Source organism: Streptacidiphilus rugosus AM-16 (assembly GCF_000744655.1).
Taxonomy (GTDB): domain Bacteria; phylum Actinomycetota; class Actinomycetes; order Streptomycetales; family Streptomycetaceae; genus Streptacidiphilus; species Streptacidiphilus rugosus.
On sequence record NZ_JQMJ01000004.1, the window covers coordinates 175,796 to 190,799 of the forward strand.

Annotated in this window: 16 protein-coding genes; 10 read left to right on the top strand and 6 right to left on the bottom strand. The window is 73.4% G+C overall.

What is annotated here, in order from left to right:
- Positions 1 to 14: 14 nt before the first annotated feature.
- Positions 15 to 407, bottom strand: coding sequence for an SPW repeat protein (locus BS83_RS09560; RefSeq protein WP_232248196.1), 393 nt, complete (start codon positions 405 to 407; stop codon positions 15 to 17).
- A 358-nt stretch (positions 408 to 765) separates the two neighbouring features.
- Here BS83_RS09560 and BS83_RS09565 point away from each other — a divergent pair, with 358 nt between their 5' ends.
- On the top strand, positions 766 to 2,901 hold the full coding sequence (locus tag BS83_RS09565; protein ID WP_037603408.1) for an MMPL family transporter: 2,136 nt from the start codon (positions 766 to 768) through the stop codon (positions 2,899 to 2,901).
- 217 nt (positions 2,902 to 3,118) lie between these two features.
- On the opposite strand, the gene BS83_RS09570 is transcribed toward BS83_RS09565, so the two are convergent.
- Positions 3,119 to 3,547, bottom strand: coding sequence for a hypothetical protein (locus BS83_RS09570; protein WP_232248198.1), 429 nt, complete (start codon positions 3,545 to 3,547; stop codon positions 3,119 to 3,121).
- Between the two features lie 171 nt (positions 3,548 to 3,718).
- On the opposite strand from BS83_RS09570, the gene BS83_RS09575 reads away from it, so the two are divergent.
- Positions 3,719 to 4,297: a dihydrofolate reductase family protein gene (locus BS83_RS09575; RefSeq protein WP_037603409.1), complete on the top strand. Its 579-nt coding sequence runs from the start codon at positions 3,719 to 3,721 to the stop codon at positions 4,295 to 4,297.
- A 134-nt stretch (positions 4,298 to 4,431) separates the two neighbouring features.
- Positions 4,432 to 5,040, top strand: a complete 609-nt coding sequence (locus BS83_RS09580) for an alpha/beta hydrolase family protein (protein ID WP_051942878.1) — start codon at positions 4,432 to 4,434, stop codon at positions 5,038 to 5,040.
- 186 nt (positions 5,041 to 5,226) lie between these two features.
- On the opposite strand, the gene BS83_RS09585 is transcribed toward BS83_RS09580, so the two are convergent.
- Positions 5,227 to 5,580 carry a VOC family protein gene (locus BS83_RS09585; RefSeq protein WP_037603410.1) on the bottom strand — a complete coding sequence of 118 codons (354 nt, stop codon included), beginning with the start codon at positions 5,578 to 5,580 and terminating at the stop codon, positions 5,227 to 5,229.
- On the opposite strand from BS83_RS09585, the gene BS83_RS09590 reads away from it, so the two are divergent.
- Entirely contained in the window at positions 5,579 to 5,776 is a 198-nt protein-coding gene (locus BS83_RS09590) for a hypothetical protein (RefSeq protein ID WP_037603411.1), read from the top strand. The two genes, BS83_RS09585 and BS83_RS09590, sit on opposite strands and share 2 nt — an antisense overlap.
- Positions 5,777 to 5,884: 108 nt before the next feature.
- Complete coding sequence (locus BS83_RS09595; RefSeq protein ID WP_084713280.1) at positions 5,885 to 7,393, top strand: APC family permease; 1,509 nt, start codon at positions 5,885 to 5,887, stop codon at positions 7,391 to 7,393.
- A gap of 500 nt (positions 7,394 to 7,893) precedes the next feature.
- Here BS83_RS09595 and BS83_RS09600 read toward each other — a convergent pair whose 3' ends face one another.
- Positions 7,894 to 8,910, bottom strand: coding sequence for a GntR family transcriptional regulator (locus tag BS83_RS09600; RefSeq protein ID WP_157597101.1), 1,017 nt, complete (start codon positions 8,908 to 8,910; stop codon positions 7,894 to 7,896).
- Between the two features lie 143 nt (positions 8,911 to 9,053).
- On the opposite strand from BS83_RS09600, the gene BS83_RS09605 reads away from it, so the two are divergent.
- Positions 9,054 to 9,599 (top strand): GNAT family N-acetyltransferase, encoded by a 546-nt coding sequence (locus tag BS83_RS09605; protein ID WP_037603413.1) that lies wholly within the window; start codon positions 9,054 to 9,056, stop codon positions 9,597 to 9,599.
- A gap of 28 nt (positions 9,600 to 9,627) precedes the next feature.
- Here the strand turns inward: BS83_RS09605 and BS83_RS09610 are convergent, their stop codons facing one another.
- The gene (locus BS83_RS09610) at positions 9,628 to 11,160 is read right to left on the bottom strand and encodes a glutamate synthase subunit beta (RefSeq protein ID WP_037603414.1); all 1,533 of its coding nucleotides are present in this window, start codon (positions 11,158 to 11,160) and stop codon (positions 9,628 to 9,630) included.
- Positions 11,161 to 11,408: 248 nt separating this feature from the next.
- On the opposite strand from BS83_RS09610, the gene BS83_RS09615 reads away from it, so the two are divergent.
- Positions 11,409 to 12,200, top strand: coding sequence for an N-acetylmuramoyl-L-alanine amidase (locus tag BS83_RS09615; RefSeq protein ID WP_051942879.1), 792 nt, complete (start codon positions 11,409 to 11,411; stop codon positions 12,198 to 12,200).
- Between the two features lie 57 nt (positions 12,201 to 12,257).
- Positions 12,258 to 13,217: an alkaline phosphatase family protein gene (locus BS83_RS09620; protein ID WP_157597102.1), complete on the top strand. Its 960-nt coding sequence runs from the start codon at positions 12,258 to 12,260 to the stop codon at positions 13,215 to 13,217.
- An 18-nt stretch (positions 13,218 to 13,235) separates the two neighbouring features.
- On the opposite strand, the gene BS83_RS09625 is transcribed toward BS83_RS09620, so the two are convergent.
- On the bottom strand, positions 13,236 to 13,808 hold the full coding sequence (locus BS83_RS09625) for an NUDIX domain-containing protein (protein ID WP_051942880.1): 573 nt from the start codon (positions 13,806 to 13,808) through the stop codon (positions 13,236 to 13,238).
- A gap of 98 nt (positions 13,809 to 13,906) precedes the next feature.
- Between BS83_RS09625 and BS83_RS46360 the strand changes: the two genes are divergently transcribed.
- Together BS83_RS46360 and BS83_RS09630 are read left to right on the top strand one after the other, a co-directional pair.
- A complete protein-coding gene (locus BS83_RS46360; RefSeq protein ID WP_198035199.1) occupies positions 13,907 to 14,137 on the top strand; it encodes a hypothetical protein in 231 nt (76 codons plus the stop codon).
- 489 nt (positions 14,138 to 14,626) lie between these two features.
- Positions 14,627 to 14,968 (top strand): VOC family protein, encoded by a 342-nt coding sequence (locus BS83_RS09630; RefSeq protein WP_037603415.1) that lies wholly within the window; start codon positions 14,627 to 14,629, stop codon positions 14,966 to 14,968.
- Positions 14,969 to 15,004: the final 36 nt, after the last annotated feature.

Below are 15,004 nucleotides of genomic sequence, written 5' to 3' on the forward strand. Positions count from 1 at the left end.
GCTCCGGCGGGCGTTCAGCGGCGGGATCGGGCCGTGCCCATGAGCATCCGGGTGGCGGCCAGGCCAAGGGCGCAGATCACCGCGCCCACGATCACGTTGTTCCAGATCATGCCCCTGCTGGCGGTATGGCCGATGGTGACCACCCAGGGCGAGATGATCATCCAGACGCCGATCGGGGCGCAGGTCCAGCTCAGCCGGGCGGCGCGCTCGTCGCCGAGGCTCAGGCCGAGACCGATCGCCGCGACGGCGAGGCCGATGATGAGGTTGTTCAGGGTCAGTTCGGTGCTGGCGGTGCGGAAGTGCACCACCCACGGGGAGATCGCCGCGTACAGGCCGGCCAGGACCATCAGCCCGTCGACGGCCATCGGGCGCCCGCCCTCCAACATCCGGGCGTAGCGTTCGCGCATCTCGGCAGCGTCGGGGTGCGCGTGTATGTCGTCAGTGCGACGTCCAAGATCAGACATCCGACTCACGTTCCTTCACGCGAGAGATCCGCGCCTCCCCCGCACGTCGCCGTGCGTGCGGAGGCGGGGCCCTGCGAGGGGGCTCGTCGATCTACTAGCCATCCCAGAGGTAGTCAAAACATCACATATCGGGTGTATGTCTCACGGGGCTTCCGGGCCGGACGGCGGCCGACGGCACGACCCGGCTCGGCGGGGCGCAGCGAGGCCGGGCCGGGCGCGCGTGAGCGCTACCGCGCCCGAACGGGTGGCCCCGGCCGCGCCTTGTTCGCCGTGGCGGGGTGCGGGCCTACCGTCAGGACACATGACCTCGGCTGTCGCGTACCAAGGGTTCCTGGGTCGGCTCGGCCGCTTCTGCCACCGGCGCCGCGGGCTGGTGGTCGCACTGTGGGCGGTCGGCACGGTGGTCGTGCTGGCGGTCGGCTTCGGGTTCGCCGCGCCCGCGGACAACGACTTCACCGGCGGGCGCTCGGAGTCGGCGCAGGCCCAGACGCTCATCAAACGCCACTTCCCCGAGGAGAAGGGCAGCTCGCTGACACTGGCGATCCGTGCCCCCGGGGGCGTCGCCGCGCCCGCCACCCGTGCCAGGGTGGAGCGCCTGCTGGCCGACCTGGCGGCGGCCCCGCACATCACCGGCGTCCGATCGCCCTACACCTCCCCCGGCCAGATCTCCCGCGACGGCACGGCGGCTTTCGCCCCGATCCAGAGCGACACCAACCCGCTCCCGGCCTCCGAGGTCAAGGACCTGATCCAGCAGACCCGGTCGGCGTCCGGCGGCGGCGTCGCCTTCGCCCTCGGCGGCGCGGACGTGGTGGGCGCGGAGACGCCGTACGGCGGCGTCGCCGACGGGATCGGCGCGCTCGCGGCGATGGTGGTGATCCTGATCGCCTTCGGTTCGCTGCTGGCGATGGGCCTGACCATGGTCACCGCCCTGGTCGGCATCGGCACGGGCCTGGCGCTGACCTTCCTGCTCGGCTACGTCTTCCCGGCCCCGTCCTTCAGCCCCATCGTGGCCACCCTGCTCGGGCTCGGCGTGGGCATCGACTACGCGCTGTTCATCGTCACCCGCTATCGCGAGGCACTGGCCGACGGGGAGGAGCCCGAGGAGGCGGTGGGCATCGCGATCGCGCGGGCCGGGCGTTCGGTGCTCTTCGCCGGGGCCACGGTCGTCATCGCGATGCTCGGCCTCTTCGTCGTGCAGCAGCGACTGCTGAACGCGACGGCGGTGGCCGCCTCCGTGACGGTGCTGATGACGATGGTGGCGGCGATCACCCTGCTGCCCGCGCTGCTCGGCTTCGCAGGGCGCGGCATCGACCGGTTCAAGCTGCCGTATCTGGGCCGCACCGGATCGCGCAGCCCGATGGCCGAACGCTGGGCCCGGGTGATCCAGCGGCATCCGGTCACCGGGCTGGTCGCCGGGGCGACGCTGATGATCGTGCTCGCCATTCCGTCCCTCTCGATGCGGCTGAGCTTCGAGGACAACAGCACCGAACCACGATCGAGCAGCGGCTACCAGGCGCACCAGATCCTCAGCGACGGTTTCGGTCCCGGCTTCGACGCGCCGTTCGTCATCGTCGCCGAGGTCCCGCCGGGCGACGCGGAGGCGGCCGCGGCGCTGTCGGCGCTGGAGGCCGCCGTGGCCCGCACTCCCGGCATCGTGCAGGTCACCCCGGCGCGGACCAGCCGCGACGGGCAGGCCGCGCTGTTCGTCGCCTACCCGAGCACGGCCCACCAGGACGCCGCCACCCCGAAGACGCTGAACCGCCTGAGAAACGAGGTGATCCCGGCCGCCGTCCGGAACTCCGGCCTGCGCGTGCACGTCGGCGGCCCGAGCGCGGGCGACGCCGACTTCGCGGCGGAGGTCGCGGCGCGGCTGCCGTGGCTGATCGTGACGGTGATCGGGCTGGCGCTGGTGCTGCTGCTGGTCCTGGTGCGGTCGGTGGCCATCGCCCTCAAGGCGGCGCTGATGACGCTGCTCTCGGTCGGCGCGGCGTTCGGCGTGCTCACCGCGATCGTCCAGTGGGGCTGGCTGGGCCCGGCCCTCGGCTTCCCGACCACGGCCCCGGTCACGGCGTGGGTCCCGCTGTTCATCTTCCCGATCCTGTTCGGGCTCTCCACGGACTACGAGGTCTTCCTGGTCTCCCGCATCCGCGAGGAATACGACGCGGGCGCCGACACCCGCGAGGCCGTCGCCCGCGGCCTCGGCCGCACGGCCCGCGTCATCACGGCCGCCGCGGCCATCATGGTCACCGTCTTCCTCTCCGTCCTGGCCACCCCGGACATCGCGGTCAAGGAGTTCGGCCTGGGCCTCGCGGTCGCGGTCGCCCTGGACGCGACCGTGGTCCGCATGGTCCTGGTGCCGGCCATCATGGAACTCCTCGGCGGCGTCAACTGGTGGCTCCCCCGCTGGCTCGACCGCTTCCTCCCCCAAATCGGCTGACCCCGCTCACGCCTCGCCCGGCCCGCGGCCCAGGCGTGCCTCCGGACCGCCCGCAGGCACGCGAGGGGCAGGCGGGAGGCAGCGGCTCCGTGGGAGGGTCCTCACCTGCACACGTCCCCCGGTGCTCCGCCCTGATGCACCGGCCAGGTCGCGCCGCAGACGTCCGTCTCTCCCTGGGCGAAGGCACCGAGAGCTCACGGCAGCGACACGGCGTCGCTCAGGACGGCGGCGGGCTGACGGTCACGGCGACGGACCGGTTGCGCAGCCCTTCGGCCAGGCGGGACATCTCGACGAGCGTGCCGACCAGGCCGGCCTCCGTGAGCTCGGCGGCCATCCGGCGTGCCTCGCCCGGAGACAGGTGCGGCAGCTGCTCGCGCAGAGCCCGCATCACGGGGACCGTGCTCGCCTCCCCGTCGGCCAGGAGCAGCCGAGTGGGACCGTGCGCCGTCAGCAAGGCCTCCCGGATCTCCTGGGGAGCCGGGCCCACGCCCGTCTCGCACCAGGCGTCGGCGCAGTCCCTGCACTGCGCTTCGACGCCCCATCGCAACCGACCTCGCTCGACGAACTGACCGACGTCGCGGACGAGTTGGCCGCCACAGCCGGCGCACGGGGAGGTGAGCTTCGCGCCCTGGGTGGTACTGATCACCGGTCTCTCCTTCTCGGGCGCCGCCGGTACGTTATCGCTGCGCGCGGAGGCCGTCGAGGAGCACGGCCGGCATAAGGCCCCGCCGCCGCGCCGCGCGGAGCGCGGCGAGTCCTGGGGCGGTGGAGGCCGGGGCCGTCGTAGGGTCGGAGCCGTCACCGAGGAGGAGTGCGGATGCGCAGCGTGACCTATTCGATGGGCATGTCGCTGGACGGCTACATCGTCGGGCCGGACGGCGGCTTCAACTGGACGGAGCCGGACGAGGAGATCTTCCGCTACTTCACGGACGAGATCCGAGGGGTCTCCACCCATCTGATGGGCCGCCGGCTGTACGAGACGATGCTGTACTGGGAGACCGCCGACCAGGATCCGACGCTCCCCGCCCACCTGCTGGAGTGGGCCCGGCTGTGGAAGCCGCTGCCCAAGGTGGTCTTCTCCACGACCCTCTCCGAGGTCCAGGGCAACGCCCGCCTGGCCTCCGGCGGGCTGGCCGAGGAGATCGCGCGCCTGCGCGCGGAGCCGACGGAGGGTGAGATCGCCATCGGCGGTGCGACGCTCGCGGCGGAGGCGGCCGCGCTGGACCTGATCGACGAGTACCGGCCCCGGCTCTACCCGGTGCTGGTCGGCGGCGGCATCCCGTTCTTCCCCCAGCGCGAGCGCCGGGTCGATCTCGAACTCCTGGAGACCCGGACGTTCGGCTCCCGTGTCGTCTGCCTCCGCTACCGCGTCGTGCGCGACGAGGCGGCGGCCTGACGGCTACGGGGGCCGGCACCGAGCGGATCACCGCACGTGGCAGCATGGGTGATCCATCGTCGGGCCGCCGACTTTCGTGGTGAGGGAGCAAGATGCAGGCTCTGAGACTCGGCCCTGCGAACCATGAGCGCGTCGTGCTCTTCGCCACTGGGGCGGGTGGTGATCCGGAGCGGTACCGGCCCCTCCTGGAACACCTGGCCGCCCATGACTGCCAGGTCATCGCGCCCCGCTTCGAGCGCTTCGTCGCACGGGAGGCGACCACGGCGGAGCTGCTCGCGCGGCCGGCCGGTCTGGTCGAGGCGCTCGGGCGGTGGGCCTCGCCGGACGCGGAGATGGTGGCGGTCGGCCACTCGATCGGTGGTTGGGCTGCCCTCTGCCTGGCCGGTGCGACGCCCTGGGGCCGGGACGGCGAGCCGATGGACGTGCCACGGGAACCGCGCGTCGGTCGTCTCGCCCTGTACGCGCCCGCGGCCGGCTGGTTCGCCGCACCGGGAGCCCTGGACGCGGTGACAGCGCCGATGCTCGTCTTCGCGGGGGAACTGGACACCATCACGCCCGTCCAGCAGGTCGCCCATCTGAGCAGCGCGCCCGCCGAGGTCGACCTGCGCGTCGTGCCGAAGGCCGGTCACTTCAGCTTCATGGACGCGCCCCCGCCGGGCACGGTCGACGATCCCGCGTTCGACGGTGACCGCTTCCGCCGGGACCTCGCCGAGGCGACACTGGAGTTCGCCACGGCTCCCTGAGGCACGTCGCTCTGCGCTCCCGACTCCGCGGCCGAACCGGGCGACAGGCCCTGGGAACTGCTTCCCGGGACCGACGACCCGACCGAGCTGCGAACCCCGCTGAACCACCTCGTGGACGACGGGGGAGTCGATCCTCGGTCGGCGGGTCCGGAAGCAGTTGCTCCCCCGACCGGCCGGGACGAGCGCTCAGGCGGGCTGCCAGAGCTCGATGCGGTTGCCGGCCGGGTCGGTGACCCAGCCGAAGCGGCCGACGCCCGCCATGTCCTGGGTGTCGGCGGCCACGTCCGCGCCGCTCTCGCGGAGCTGCGCGAGCATCGCGTCCAGGTCGCGGACACGGAAGTTGAGCATGGTCTGCTGGGTGCGGGAGCCGAAGTAGTCGGTGTCGGCCTCGAAGGTCGCGAAGACCGTCGGGCCGGCGTCCGGCTGCCACAGGCCGTGCTCGTCGATGTCCAGACCCAGGCAGTCGCGGTACCACGCGGCCAGCGCCGTCGGGTCGGTGGTGCGGAGGAAGTATCCGCCGATGCCGAGCACACGTTCCATGCCGCCATCCTGCCAGCACGGGACGCCGACCGGCGGCCGCGCCACGCGCTCACTGCCCGGCGGTGCGCGGGCTCCCGGCGAGCCACCGTCCGACGGCGGCGACGTCGCCGCCACCCCCGAGCTGCCGACCGGGCCCGGCGCAGCGGAGCGACAGACCGAGTCCGGTGTCGACACCCAGCCAGTACCCAAGCTCTGACGGATACTCATATATCAGTGCAGCACGCTCTCCCCGCGGCCCGACCCGGTGCGATCCCCCCTCGCAGGCCCCTTACGCACGCCTGCGACGAGGGTCACACTCGAAGGCATGTCCGACTCAAGCGCCGACTCGAGATCCGACTCCCTTCTCACCCCGCCCGCCGCATCCCCCGAGCGGGCACTGCGCCGCACGCTCAACGTCTGGCAGGCGATCGGCCTGTCCATGGCGCTGATGGCGCCCAGCATGGCCGTCAACATCAACCCGCAGGCCGCCGCCCCGAGCGTCGGCCGGGCCGTGCCGCTCGCGTTCCTGATCGCCACCATCGGCGTGCTGCTGGTGGCCTATGTGTTCGTGCGACTGTGCCAGTACTTCCACCACTCCGGTTCGGTCTACGCCTTCGTGGGCGCCACGCTCGGGCCGCGCAGCGGGGTGGTGGCCGGCTGGGGGCTGATCGGCACCTACCTCTTCTACGGCGTCACCACCTCGTCCGTGGTCGGCATCTTCGGCACCTCGTTCCTGCAGCGCACCGGGCTCTGGTCCAGGCCGCCGGTCGACGCGCCGTTCCTGCTGACCGGCTGCGTCCTGCTCCTCGCCTGCTGGCTGACGGTGGCCTCGGTGCGGCGCGGCACGAACGTGCTGCTCACCGTGGAGGGCGCCACCGTCGCCCTGATCCTGGTCATCACCGCGGTGGTGCTGGTCCGGCTGCTGGCCGGGAACGCCCCGGCCGGACACCGCTTCACCCTCTCGGTGTTCTCGGTTCCCCCCGGCACCGCGCCTTCGGCGCTCTTCCTCGGTGTGGTGTTCGGCTTCCTCTCGTTCGCCGGCTTCGAGGCGGCGTCCACCCTCGGGGAGGAGGCGGTGAATCCGCGTCGGGACATCCCGCGCGCGATCCTGGGCACGACCCTGTTCGGCGGCGCGTTCTTCGTCGTGGTCACGGCCGTCGAGATGATGGGCTTCGGCACGAACGCGGCCGGCGTCGGCGCGTTCGGCGGCTCCGCGTCGCTGGTCGGCGATCTGGGCGGCGCGTATCTCAGCCCCTGGGTCGGGAACGTGGTCACGCTGGGCGCCACGGTCAGCGCCTTCGGCTGCTGCCTGGCCTGCACGGTCGGCTCGGCCCGACTGCTGTTCGCGCTGACGCGCGACGGCCTGGGCGACCGGGGCCTCGGACGGGTCTCCCGTCGCGGCACGCCCGCCCACGCGGCCGGCGTCGTCACGGTGGCGATGGCACTGGTGCTCGGCGTGTGCATCGTGGCGTTCTCGGCCGTCCCCGAGGACACCTTCGTGTGGGGCGGCACCATCGGGACGTTGATCCTGTTGGTCGTCTACGGGCTCACCACGATCGGCGCGATCCGGCTGATCTTCGTGCAGCGCCGGATGCCCGTGCCGATGTGGCAGGTCCTGATCCCGCTCGCGGCGCTGGGCCTGCTGGGCTACACCCTCTACCGGAACGTGATTCCCTACCCGGCGTCAGGCCCGGGGCACTGGTTCCCGATCGTGGCCGGGGGCTGGCTGGCGGCGGCCGTCGTGGCGGTGCTCTCGGCACCGGGCGCGGCGCGCAGGCTCGGCCGTCAGCTGACCGAGGCGGAGGGCCTCCACCCGGACGAGGCAGCCCGCTGAGCCGAGGGCCTGGGCCTCCTGACGGCAGGAGGCCCAGGCCCGCCAGGGTGGGCCGCGAGGGGGCGGGGCGCCCGAGCATCCCCGCCGCCTCCGCCCGGTCGTGCCGGGCGGCGCGGGGATCCCTGCGGTGGCAATATCGGCAGGCACATGCCGAATTGGGCGACATCGCCGTCGGTTGATGACAGGTTGCGTGCCCGCCGCGCAGGATGGGAACGCACACTTCCGCTCCCGCCTGCGAGGACGCGCATGAACGCCGCCGCCCTTTCCCCCGCTTGGATCGCCGTCGCCCTTTCCCCCGCTTGGATCGCCGTCGCCCTCGAACGGTGCTGCCCGAGCTGCGGCCGCATCAGGGGCCAGAACTGCGTCACCGCCGGCGGCCACGCGGCCCGCCCGCACGTGCGCCGCCTGCGGCTCGCCGGATGGACCGATCCTGAGCGCCCACGCCGGGTCCCGTCGCCGACTGCCCAGTCGCCCGCCGCCGCGGCCTCATAAAGTCATGCTCATGACATCCGAAACTCCTCGTCCGGGCGTTCCCGCGCGGGTCGGCCACGGCGACCGCGCACGTCGGCGCGGAGCGCCTGCGGGCCGCCTGCGGCGAACCGGCCGCGCCAGGCGGTGACGATCGCCTCGGACTGCCCGACGTCCCTGGCCACCTCGGCCACCGTCGCGCTCTGACAGGCGAGCACGATCCTCGACCGGAGCGCCAGCGCGCCGTCCACCGTGTCGAGCAGCGCCCAGGCCTCGAGCCAGGCGCGCTCCCTGGCGTCCAGGGCGGGGCCGCAGCCGCCCGGATGCGCGCGCCGGCGCGCCGCGGCGTGGAGCCGGTAGGCGGTCCGGACGCAGACCCGGCCGTGCTGGTCCCGCAGTTCGCGCCAGGTCGTGCCGGTCGGGTTCGGCTGCGGGTCGCCCGGCTCGGCGGGGCCGGCGCTGAGGTCGATGCCGGCCCGGCGCGCCCATTCGAGCAGACTGGTCAGCACCGCCCCGATCCGCGGCTCGGGGCCCGACTGCAGCGCCGCCTGAAGGCGGAACAGCTGAGGAACGCGGTCCAGCAGCTCCGGAGCGAAACTGGACCGCGTCCACTGCGCGACCCGGCCCTCCGGGCCGAGCAGGGTCTGCTCGTAGACCAGCCCGGTCCGGCCCGGCGCGACCCCCAGCGCCTCCGCCTCCGCGCGCACCAGCGGCGCCCTGCGCAGCCAGGCTGTGGGCACGCTGGCCTCGTCGATCTCGACGAGCGGCTGCGGAAAGACGTTCTCGTACGCGTCCTCGGACGCGGGCGCGCCGCCGCGCTCGCCGAGCGCGTAGGTGCCGAGCTTGTCGCCGCGCACCAGTCCACGCTCGGTGAGGAGTTCGAGCGCCTCCCGGACGGTCTGCCGGGTCACGCCGTGATGCTCCGCCAGATCCCTTTGCGAGGGCAGGTTGTGACCCGGCGGCACTCCCCCTGCCCTGATCCCACTTTCGATGTCGCGCGCGACCTTCTCGAAGGCGCGCAGCTCGGTTCCCGCAAGCACGGTAGGCATGGCGAAAGAGACCCCCACGATCGCTTCCACGGACGGCCGGTCGGCCGCACGGACCACCCTAGATGATTGGTCTACACCAATCCAACCGTGCGGCGCGCCGGGATCGCCGGGCCGCGCGCGCACCGCTCTGCGAGAATCGCGTCATGCTCGAGTTCCTGCCGGTCAGCCCCGAACGCGGGGGCGATCTGGAGCGCTTCTCCTCCCGGCACGGGAAGTTCCGCTACTGCTCCTGCATGCGGTGGCGGATGACCAGTGCCGAGTTCAAGGCCTCGGACAAGGAGGCCAGGGTCGCCGCGCTCGCGGCCCTGGCCGAGGACGGCGAGCCCGTCGGCGTGCTGGCCTACGACGACGGGGAGCCGGTCGGGTGGTGCGCGGTCGCACCGCGCGAGGGGTTCCGGGGACTGGAGCGCTACCGCGCGCTGGCGAGAGTCGACGAGACGCCGGTCTGGTCCGTGGTCTGCCTCTTCGTGGACGCCTCCGCACGTCGTCAGGGCCTGACCACGGGGCTGCTGCGGGCCGCCGCGCGCTACGCGGTCGCGGCGGGAGCCGGGGTCGTCGAGGGCTACCCCGTCGAGCCCGACGCCCGGCTCTACACGTACATGGGCTCACCGGCCGCGTTCGCCGCTGCCGGGTTCCACGACGTCACGCCGCCCGGGCGGGAGCGCCGGGTCTTCCGCTACGTCCCCTGAGCGATGGCGGCGTGTCGGTCGATGCGGTTCAGGCGGCCAGCGGGCGATCCGTGGCGGTGACCGGTGCGGGCAGGGTCGTCGCCCCGGTCAGGTAGCGGTCCACGGCGGCCGCGGCGGCGCGGCCCTCCGCGACGGCCCAGACGATCAGGGACTGCCCGCGACCCGCGTCACCCGCCACGAAGACGCCGGGCGCACCGCCGGCGAAGTCCGCGGCGCGGGCGAAGGCGCCGCTCGGTGCGAGCCCCAGGCCGAGCTGCTCGGCCAGACCGCTGTCCGGCTCAGGTCCGGTGAAGCCGAGGGCGAGCAGCACCAGGTCGGCACGGACCTCGTACTCCGTGCCCGGCAGGGGACGCCGGGTGCCGGGTTCGGCCTCCATCAGCTCCAGGCAGCGCACCCGGCCCCGGTCGTCGCCCTCGAAGCGCACGGTCGCCGCGGCGAAGACCCGCACGTCGCGCTCGAACTCCGGCACCTGCCGCAGTCGCTCGGGCGCGCCGCCGGCGATCCCACCGTCGGCCACCAGCTCGCGTCCCTCCTCGTGGGCCGGCGAGACGCGGTGGATGCGCGGGTGGACCGGCCAGGGCTCGGCGTCGGTGCGGTCGGGGCCGGGCAGCGGTTTGATGTCCATCTGCACCACCGAGGCCGCCCCCTGCCGCAGCACCGTGCCCAGACAGTCGGCGCCGGTGTCGCCACCGCCGACGATCGCGACGTGCCGCCCCTCGGCGCTCACCGCCGGGGCCGGGAGGTCGTCGCCTTGCTGGACCCGGTTGGCCTGGGTCAGGTACTCCATCGCCTGATGGATGCCGGCCAGCTCGCGCCCCGGCACCGGCAGCTCGCGCGGCAGGGTCGCGCCGACCGCGACGACCAGGGCGTCGTGGCGGCGCAGCAGGTCCCCCGCGTCGACCTGCCGGCCGACGGCCACGCCCGTCCGGAAGACGGTGCCCTCGGCGCGCAGCTGGGCCAGGCGCCGGTCCAGCAGCTGCTTCTCCATCTTGAAGCTGGGGATCCCGTAGCGGAGCAGGCCGCCGGGGCGGTCGTCGCGCTCGTAGACGGCGACCTGGTGACCGGCCCTGGTCAGCTGCTGGGCGGCGGCGAGCCCGGCCGGCCCCGAGCCCACCACGCCGACGCTGAAGCCGCTCAGCCGCGCGGGCGGCAGCGGGCGGATCCAGCCGTTCTCCCAGGCGCGTTCGACGATCGCCAGCTCGATGTTCTTGATCGTCACGGGGTCCGCGTCGATCGACAGCACGCAGCCGCTCTCGCACGGGGCCGGGCACAGGAAGCCGGTGAACTCGGGGAAGTTGTTCGTGGCGTGCAGCAGCTCGCTCGCCGCGGCCCAGTCGCCGAGCGCGACCCTGGCGTTCCAGTCCGGGATGAGGTTCCCCAGCGGACAGGCATGGTGGCAGAACGGGATGCCGCAGTCCATGCAGCGGCCGGCCTGCGGTTCGACGATCGGCAGCAGCGCGCCGGGCCGGTGCACCTCCCGCCAGTCCCCCAGGCGCTCGGCGACGGAGCGCAGCGGCCAGCTGCGGCGCGGGGTGGTGAGAAAGCCCCATGGGTCGGCCATGGCGGGCTCCGTCGGATCGTCCGGGGGTTCGGTGGGGTCGGCTCGGGCCGTTGCCCCTGCGTCCACCATCCGCGCAGGCCACAGGGGTGTCAAACGCGCCACGCCGCGGCGCCGCGGACGGGCGGTGCAGCACGGACGGGGGCGCGACCGGCCTGTCGGGGCGGGGCGACTGCTCCGGTGGGGTGGACCGGGCGGCGACGCGCGGGTGGGCGGCGGGCCGGCGGCTGCGCCCGTGTTGACCTGGAGCCATGCGCTTCTTGACGACTTCGGTGCTCGCGCTCGGACTCGCGGTCGGGTTGGGCCTGGCCGCCCCGGCGGGTGGCGCGGGGCGGCAGGTCGACGCCACCGCGACGCGACCGCTTCCGCTCGCCGGGCGGACCGTGGTGCTGGACCCCGGCCACAACCCGGGCAACGCCGGCCACCGGGCGGAGATCAACGCGTTCGTCGACGTCGGCAACGGCCGCAAGCCGTGCAACACGACCGGCACCGCGACCGCCGACGGCTACCGCGAGGCCGATTTCACCCTGGACCTGGCCAGGCGGGTGCGGACGCTGCTGCTCGCCGAGGGGGCGCGCGTCGTGCTCACCCACGACGGCGACCGGCCGTGGGGCCCGTGCGTGACCGAGCGGGCCGCCATCGGCAACCGGGCCGGCGCCGACGCCCTGGTCGCGCTGCACGCCGACGGCGCGGCGGCGGCCGGGTACGGCTTCCACGTGATCCTTCCCGCCCTGGTCGTCGCGGGCGCGGCCGACACCCGGCCGATCGTGGGGCCCTCGCGCCGTCTCGGGCTGGCCCTGCGCGCCTCCTTCGCGGCGGCGACCGGTGAGCCGTACGCCACCTACCTCGGCGGCGGCAGCGGCCTGATGGTCAGGTCCGACCTGGGCGGTCTCAACCTGTCGAAGGTGCCCGCGGTCTTCGTCGAGTGCGGCAACATGCACAACACCGCCGACGCGGCCCGCCTCTCCGCCGCCGTCTGGCGCGAGGACGCGGCGCACGGCGTGGCGCTCGGCATCACCGCCTTCCTGACCGCAGGGACATGACGCGCCCGGCCGGGCCGCCACGCGGCGGCCCGGCCCCGGATCGTGGAGACTGGACCCATGCGTTCGGCACGGTCACCCCGGCGCCGCGCCGCAGCGGCGGCAGCGGCCGTGGTCGCGGGCGCGCTGATGGCCGTGGGCGGATGCTCCTCCGGCGGCAGCGCCGAGCCCTCGGCCGTGAGCAGCGCACTCAACGTGCAGCCGGGCAGCACGGCCGGAACGGGCGGTCCGGCGGGAACGGGCGGAACCGCAGGCGGCCTGCCGCGGCCCGCCCACGTGGTGGTCGTGGTCGAGGAGAACCACTCCTACGCCGACATCATCGGCAGCGGCGACGCGCCCTACCTCAACGAGCTGGCCCACAGCGGCGCGTCCTTCACCGCCTCGTACGCGGTCACGCACCCCAGCCAGCCGAACTACCTGGCGCTCTTCTCCGGTTCGACGCAGGGCATCACCGACGACTCCTGCCCGCACACCTTCACCGGGCCCTCGCTCGCCTCCGAACTCGTGGCGGCCGGGCACTCCTTCGCGGGTTACTCCGAGTCGCTGCCGTCCCCTCTCTTCCTCGGCTGCACGGCGGGCGACTACGCCCGCAGGCACAACCCCTGGGTGAACTTCTCCAACCTGCCCACCGCCGACAACCGCGCGTTCTCCGACTTCCCCACCGACCCGAGCGGCTACGCCTCGCTGCCGACCCTCTCGTTCGTGATCCCGAACGTGCAGCACGACATGCACGACGGATCGGTGCGTGAGGGCGACGACTGGCTCCGCACCCACCTCGACGCGTACGCCTCATGGGCGCGGACGCACAACAGCCTGCTGGTGGTCACCTGGGACGAGGACGACAACTCCGCCTCGAACCAGATCCCGACCCTGGTCACCGGCGCGAACGTGCGCCCCGGCAGCTACGCCGAACCCGTGGACCACTACCGGCTTCTGCGCACGCTGCTGGCCCTGTACGCGCTGCCGCCGATCGGCCAGAGCGCCGACCGGGCCCCGATCACGGACGTCTGGCAGCACTGACGATACGGCCGGGAGTGATCACGGGGTTCCGGGTCCCGCGGGGGCCCGCTCCCCGCGCGAGGCCGCGCCCGCCGCGAAACGCTCGGTGTCCGCGTTCAGTTCGGCCCTCGTCGACGTGACGACCCGCACCTCACCGCCGTCGCGGGCGTCGAGCGCGGCGCGGATCCGCTCCGCCCGCAGCGGGCCCATGAGCGGGAGCAGGTCCGCCGGCTGCGCCCACACCGCCTCGACGACCTCCTCCGGCTGCAGGGTCACGCCGGTGCCCGCGGGCACGGTGCCCATGTCGAAGACCAGTTGGCTGCCGGGCATCTGCGTCGGCGTCGTACCGTCGCCGGTGATCCAGGAGACCACGAGCAGACGGCCTGCGGGCAGGACCAGACCGACCTCCTCCTGGAGTTCGCGCTCCGCGGCCCGTGCCGGGCTCTCGTCGGCCTCCACGACGCCGCCGGGCGGCCCGTAGTGGGCCCGGTTGTGGCATCTCACCAGCAGGACCCGCCCGGCCGTGTCCGTCACCAGGGCACTCGCGGCGGAGAAGGCGCGGGGCAGGCCGGCCAGGAACGCGGCGTGCTCGTCCGGGGTGTGCTGCTGCATCAGGACTCCTGTCGGGTCGGTACCGGACCTGCTGCGAGTGTGACCGCGGCGGAGCCCCGATGGGGCGGTGATGTCACCGCCGTGCGACCCTGACCCGCATGAGAAGACTGCCGCGCTGGGCGGCCGTGAGCGCGTGGTGGGTGCCGACCTGGTGCGCGGCGGTGGCCGTGGGCCACTTCTGCATACCCCAGACCTGGGGAGACTCCCTCGCCACCGGCATGGCGGAAATCCCGCTCTGGGTGGGCCTCGGGATCGCCGGCCACCGCCGGGCCGAGCGCCGGGCATCGACCCGTTCCGCTCCCGCGGTGGACCCACAGCCGGGCAGCTAGTGGCTTGTCCATGCGTTGCCGAAAGGGCCGGGCCAGGGACGCTCGCCGGCCTCGCAGTGGTAGCAACGCGCCACAGTGCCGTCGTGGTTGTACCACTCGTGGGCTCCACAGTCCTTGCCCCCCTTCTTGGCGAGCCCTCGCTCGACGAGGACCCACGGCAGGTGCCTGCGCAGACGGGTACGCCACCGATACCTACCGGTCCGAGTCATCCCGAGAGGCTAACGCGATCCGGCCCACCCCGGAGATCATTTACCGGGGCAAAGATCTGGACCGAGCCACCGGTGCGCTGTCGACCACATCGCCAGGAAGACGAGTTCAGCGACCACGCCGCACTCGTCTGCCGGAAGTCGTCGCCGATTGAACCGCGGGGTGTCCTGGGTGACGACCTCCGACTTGCCCCATGTGAGCTCCTGGAGCACCAGCGCCTCATCGCCGGGGAGGCCACGGGCAAGGGGGCGGACCCCGTTTCTCCGGGGTTAGCGTGGAGGCATGAGCATCGACCTGTTCGCGGGGATTCGCGTCCGTGACTACGTCGCGGCGAGGACCTGGTACACCCGCGTGCTGGGCGCGGAGCCCGACTTCTGCCCGAACGACACCGAGGCCGTCTGGAGGCTGGACGACCACCGGTTCCTCTACATCCAGGAGGACGTCGAGCATCCCGGCCACGCCCTCCACACCGTCCTCGTGGACGACCTCGACGCCCGCGTCGCCGCGATCGCGGCACAGGGTCCGACGCCGGTGCTGCGCGAGGAGTACCCGAACGGCGCGCGCAAGGTCGTCTACCGCGACGCCGACGGGAACGAGCTGGGCTTCGGCGAGGTCCCGGCGTAGCCGACCGGACGCCCTTTCGCCTGTGCGGGTGAACAC